5 protein-coding genes are annotated in these 5,349 nt (G+C 53.2%); 1 reads left to right on the top strand and 4 read right to left on the bottom strand.

Annotated features, from left to right (window positions below; translation table 11 throughout):
* Positions 1-566 precede the first annotated feature (566 nt).
* Both DJ69_RS08790 and DJ69_RS08785 read right to left on the bottom strand, forming a co-directional pair.
* Positions 567-1,163, bottom strand: a complete 597-nt coding sequence (locus DJ69_RS08790; RefSeq protein WP_099255270.1) for a site-specific integrase — start codon at positions 1,161-1,163, stop codon at positions 567-569.
* 302 nt (positions 1,164-1,465) lie between these two features.
* Entirely contained in the window at positions 1,466-1,795 is a 330-nt protein-coding gene (locus tag DJ69_RS08785) for a ribbon-helix-helix protein, CopG family (RefSeq protein ID WP_099255269.1), read from the bottom strand.
* Between the two features lie 182 nt (positions 1,796-1,977).
* Between DJ69_RS08785 and DJ69_RS08780 the strand changes: the two genes are divergently transcribed.
* Complete coding sequence (locus DJ69_RS08780; RefSeq protein WP_099255268.1) at positions 1,978-2,670, top strand: hypothetical protein; 693 nt, start codon at positions 1,978-1,980, stop codon at positions 2,668-2,670.
* Positions 2,671-4,535: 1,865 nt separating this feature from the next.
* On the opposite strand, the gene DJ69_RS17875 is transcribed toward DJ69_RS08780, so the two are convergent.
* On the bottom strand, positions 4,536-4,841 hold the full coding sequence (locus DJ69_RS17875) for a hypothetical protein (protein WP_144050413.1): 306 nt from the start codon (positions 4,839-4,841) through the stop codon (positions 4,536-4,538).
* A 5-nt stretch (positions 4,842-4,846) separates the two neighbouring features.
* Complete coding sequence (locus DJ69_RS08770; RefSeq protein ID WP_099255266.1) at positions 4,847-5,161, bottom strand: hypothetical protein; 315 nt, start codon at positions 5,159-5,161, stop codon at positions 4,847-4,849.
* Between the last annotated feature and the right edge of the window lie 188 nt (positions 5,162-5,349).

Here is a 5,349-nt window from a genome sequence, read left to right as displayed (position 1 = left end):
GAGCAACACCGCCCTCCCCCGACGAAAGCGTGAGCGCGAGCGACTTATGAAGCCACTCAATCCCGAGATAGCTATGTCGTATCGTATCGGATAGGTGACTCGTCTTTGACTGACGAGATTACCTGCGGAGCGAGGAGGACTTGAGGGAATCCTACACGCATCCTGTAGTGGGGTTATTTGGCTCAGGTAAACCCCCGTACCTGACGTATAGTTGTCTGCTGGTTGATGGAGTATGTCGGATAATGACAGACTTACTATACAATTGCTATCGGCTCAAACCGACAGCGTTTAATATATGTGGCTACAGGTACTTAAAGGTTTCGGTAAAAGTAAGGTGGTTGATGGTTTCCCGGCTCTTTTCGGAGGGGAGTATGCTCAGATAGCGATTCTTTACGCTCAGGCTTTAACTGGCGTGAGATTTAGGGATACGGGTTTAGCGGGTTCCTGATACCCCGGCAAAAGAGGCAAAATTTTTCTGACAAGTTGTATGTGTGATACAATCCAACCAGCCCCGCTATCCCCCGAAATCGGCAAGCTCAAGCCCTCTCTGTAATGGCTCTATGGGGTTAATGGAGCGCGTTAAGCTCCTCTCCTATCTTCGAGGGCGTAGGTTGCGACAGATACGGCTCTATGCTCTGGTAATCACTCCACCCGCCTATATCCATCATTACCCTCACGCTCACGTCCTCCTCTACCAAGTGATACGTAGCCCAACTACGTCTTAAGTCGTGCGAGGAGACGTGTTGCCACCTCTCTGAGTCGTCTGTAAGCTCCTCTCTCGCCTCACGAACCCACCTGCGGATAGAATCAACAGACGCGCTCACGTAAGGCTCAGACGGGGCTATGTCCCTCTCCTTAGCGTAGTTCTCAAGCTCACGCTTTACGCCCTCAGGTACGTATGCGTCTCTCGTCGCTTTGCTCCCGCCTTTCGTGTTTTTGCCTGCGACAGACAATTCCCAATAGTCGCCCTCGTCGTTGTGGCTCAACCCCTGCGGTTTGGCTGTTGGTACCCCGCTTGCACGTAGCCCGACTTTGCCCATCAACAGGATAGCAATACGTCGTTCCCAATCGCTTTCTCTTGCCTGTCGTGCGAGCGCGTCTATCTCGTCGGGATAGCTGAGCCAACATTTCACCTCGTCGCCGGAGTCGTCTATTCGCACCATACACGGATAATATAGTTTCCGTGCAAAAAGGCTGTTGGTTCGTTGCGTTGTGGCTCTCGTCTGAGCCGAAACCCCTGATATGAGCCGTCTGAGCGTTGTGGTGCGAGCGCGAATACACGACAAGTACATCAAACCGTTTACGCCCTTTCGAGAGCAACAGAATTGATGTGCGCTTTCTCTCAGCCAACCTATCAGTCTTTTTATATGCTTGCCGAACCGAAAACCGCCCTCTCAGAGCCAGACGCGCGTCAGAAATGTACTCAAATATTAACCACGTTTCCGGGTTTCAAATATTTGACACTTCAATCACGAAACCACCTGTACCACTTGACAAAGAACGGAGCGTTGCGCTCCTCTCTGTCCTCTCGCACCTCAAGAGCTACTTCCTCTACCTTATCCTCTATCTGCGAGCGACGAGTAAGCTGTTGTTCAAGCTCCTCTATGCGCTCCTCACGGCTCTCAAGTCGCTCCCGAAGGGTAGCCACCTCCTCACGTAGCTCCTCCCTCTCGTCGCGCTCACGGAGGATTTGACGGATGTACTCGGAACGTGATACGCCCTCCTCCTCAGCCTCCTCCTCAAGTCTGGCGATTAGCTCCCCCTGTAACCGGATTGTGATACTCTCTTTTGCCATCGTATCCGCTTTGTAACACGGAGTAACACGCTCGTATCACAAAACGGTTACGCTGTATCCGGTTCGTGTTGCGTCAGACATAGGCCCCTCATTTCAAGTAGAGGGCGCATATACCTGTCACTATCCGTCGAAAACGGCGGGTGAGGGTACTGGTAATACCCTCTCAGCAAGAGGTTTCCCGTATGTCAGCCATCAACCCCGAGGGACAAAAATCTTCCCTCACGTCAGACGGTAGCACAGACGAAACGATTGATACCCTTGTCGAAGTCGTCAAAGAGCAATCTGAGGCGATTGCGGAGCTACAGAGAGAGTCTGAGCGAAAGGACGAACGGATAGCCGAACTTGAGGAACAACTATCTGAGCAACAGTCTGAGAGCGCGAGAGAGCGAGCCGAAATAAAGCAACGGGTAACCGCCCTCGAAAGTGAGGAGAGTGACGAGGAACCCGATTCTGGCGACGAAACCCCTACCCCTGAGGCGGGGGAAACCACCATACAGGAACCGGAAACCCCGCTTGAGGACATAGTACAGCTACCGGAGCATTTGGCTGAGGAGAACCTGAGCGCAAACCAGCAACGCGCTCGGTTCGTTGCCAGAGACGCGCACGAGTACACGCGCTCCGTTCCTGCGGGGAGGGCGATAAAGTCGTCTGAGCTTAGACGGGTTCTCTCAGCCGGTGAGGATGGAACAGTGTACTCGCAAACAGTGAGCCGGGTGATTGACTATCTGGACAAGTTAGGCGACGAGGACGTGAAAGTGTCTGAGACGCAAGCAGGGGAGCGCGTTGTAGTCTTTACCGACGAGATGGTGAAACGGATTGTCGCCTATCACAATCGGAATAACGGCGTTGTTACCGAGGGAGGGGCAACAGGGTAGGTGAGCGCGTTACTCACTCGTCGAAACGTATAGGATAGGCTACACGAACACCGTGCAAGCCCCGTTGTAGTAGTGGCAACACTGAGGAAGAACCCTTTCTTTTCAGTAACAGTAGTAGTGTGCTAAACACTCTACTGTTGGGTTTGCGTGTTTCCCCGGTAACAACGGTGTTACTCAATCCTCCCGTGAGGTTAGCCGATTCCGAGTGAGCCGGGTGGTTGGGTGGGTACTTCAATCGTTGTGCGATTCTCCCGTGAGCGTTGCCGTCTCTGTGAAGCTTCAGGGGTAGGGTTCGAGGACGAGAAACGAGGTTCCTCAGGGGAGTCGTGAGGCTCAGACGAGGGTTCGGGGCTTTCCGAAGGTTCGGAAAAACGCTGAGCGCACAGGTTGTCTACGATTGGCTCCGGCTCTCCGTAGCTCCAGCTATGCGCTCCCTGCGACAACCACACTGCGCTCTTGTCGAAGGTATCAGCTACAGCTCCGTGCGACAATTCCGCTTTCGTCGCCTCGTCGGGATTGACGACATTCGGAATCTGTGAGGCGACGTAGACGGCTCCTCTCGTCGGATAGCCCCGTTCGTTGTGCTTGTGGTTCGACTCTGTGGCAAGCTCTCTCTCGTCGGGGGAGCGCACGGTAATCACGTCCTCAGGTGCGTTGCCCTCACCGGAATCTGGCGCATATGCACAACGCTCCGTGTACCCTTCGACAACGTGGGCCAAATCACCCGACGAAACGGCTCCGTCAACCCACAGGTAGATGTGAGCGTGAGGCGTTGCGAAGGTTTCCGTTCCTGCGAGGACTACCGCATACTCGAAGTCGTGAGGAATCGCCCGACGTAGGGCGGGTATCACGTAGCTCCTCACCGTTTCGGAAAGCTCAGCTATCAGGGAAAGCGGGGGAATCCATTCCCCTGAGGAGCGAGGAGATTGCCGGAGCGATAGCATAACGGTATGTAAGGGCGTAAACGCGCTCCGGCAAGCCCTATCCGTTTCGAGGATACGCCGATACTTTTTTCTGGAATTGCGAGGGTAGCCATTAGCCTCAGCCGAAGCTACCCGTCCTCGAAGCTCTTGCCGTTGGGCTTGCGCTATCTCCTCTCTCGTCTGTATGCGCTCTCCCTCACGGAATCGCTCAGGAATCCCCGAGTATGTACCCGGTTCGATAAGGGACGTTTCCCAAAACGCTGAGCGCACAGGTTGTCTATGCTCCTCGTCTATCTCTGGCTCAAGTGGCTCAGGCTTGTCGGGGTAAACACGCGCGCCCTCAGCCTCAGCAACGCTCGCACTTGTCGAATCTGTAGTTGACATATATCGCCTCCCGCCGGAAAAGATAGGAGAGGCGATAGGTTACGAGTAACCTGCGACGTGGTTATGCGTAACCTTTAAGTACCTACAACCCGTATCAAGAAGTGTATCAGGCTTCTTGTACGGGTTGCAGGCAACCAGCCTCCCCCAAACCTCCTAACACTGCATAGCGACAGGTATCAGCAGAGAGTTAGAGAGAGGTAGACTTTTCCGACGATTTGCTCTTAGTATATATACTTTCTGGTGCTACTTAAATCTTTCTTTCCAGTTTTGAGATGTATCTCAATTCTGTGATGGTTATCGTCCTCGAAGCTCTACGCGGGTTACGTCGCGCTCCGTTTCGTCGGTAGATAGTTCTACGCGCTTTTCGTCGCCCTCCGGCGTTACGGCTGTTGCTTGCCCCGACGAAGGGAACCAGTGTAGTTCATACTCGTCGCCCTCGAAGCAAAGCACAGGCTTGTTTAGCGCACCTCGCACGTAGTACCTGCGAGCAAACTGTAGTTCTACGTCCTCCTCGTCTGTGCTAATCTCTACCGTATCGTTAGTGTCAATCTGCATAAATTAGTCCTCCTTTGGTGCAAAGTTTCCGGCGTTATCCCGTGGTTGTTGTACTTCTACCGTTCCCTCAGGGGTAGGTTCAAGTGGCTTGCCGTCATACCATTTTTCTGATAAGTCGTCGCGCTCTCCTAAGAGTACCTCAAGTAGTATCTGGCCCATAGGCCCATTACTGGCGTAGGTATCAGGGTGGTTGTTACCGCCTCGTCTGTTGGTAAACTCCCTGTTGCCGATACGCTGTAGCTCCTCGTCTCGCAAGTCCTCGAATAGTTCAATCGGTAGGGTAACCTCTACCGTCTCAGTCAAAGCCATAATGCTCACCCAGTAATGCGCTCTCGAATCTCTGCCTGCTTGCGCTCTACGTCGCTTTCAGGTTCCTCGTCGGTGTTGCCCTCGTCTGTAAGCTCAAGTCGCTCACGAACCTCACGTTGCTTCTCAGCCGCCTCAGCAACGCCCTCGTTAAGCTCCTCAAGTCGTTGCTGTAGTAGCTCCTCAATCACTTGAGACTCTGCATAAGTGCCGTCAAACCGGCTGTTGTCGTGGTTCCGAACCTTGAGGGCGAGGTGGCTCACGTCCTCTCCCTCGTCGGCTGATAGCTGTTCCGTTGCCGTCAAATCAAAACTATTGCTCATCCGTAATCACCTCATCTAACAAATCGTTGATAATTCTATCGTATGGTGGTTGATACTCGTACCGTGCGTTAGCATACTGTTCCAGCCGGTTTAGGGTGGAACGATATGCAAACATCGTTGTTTCTTTTGTCTCTGCTGACATTTTGTAAGCACCTCTGTTTGGCGCTCATTCCGCGACGTAGGGGGAG

This window comes from Halorubrum persicum (assembly GCF_002727125.1).
Taxonomy (GTDB): domain Archaea; phylum Halobacteriota; class Halobacteria; order Halobacteriales; family Haloferacaceae; genus Halorubrum; species Halorubrum persicum.
This window is presented reverse-complemented; position numbering and strand designations above follow the sequence as displayed.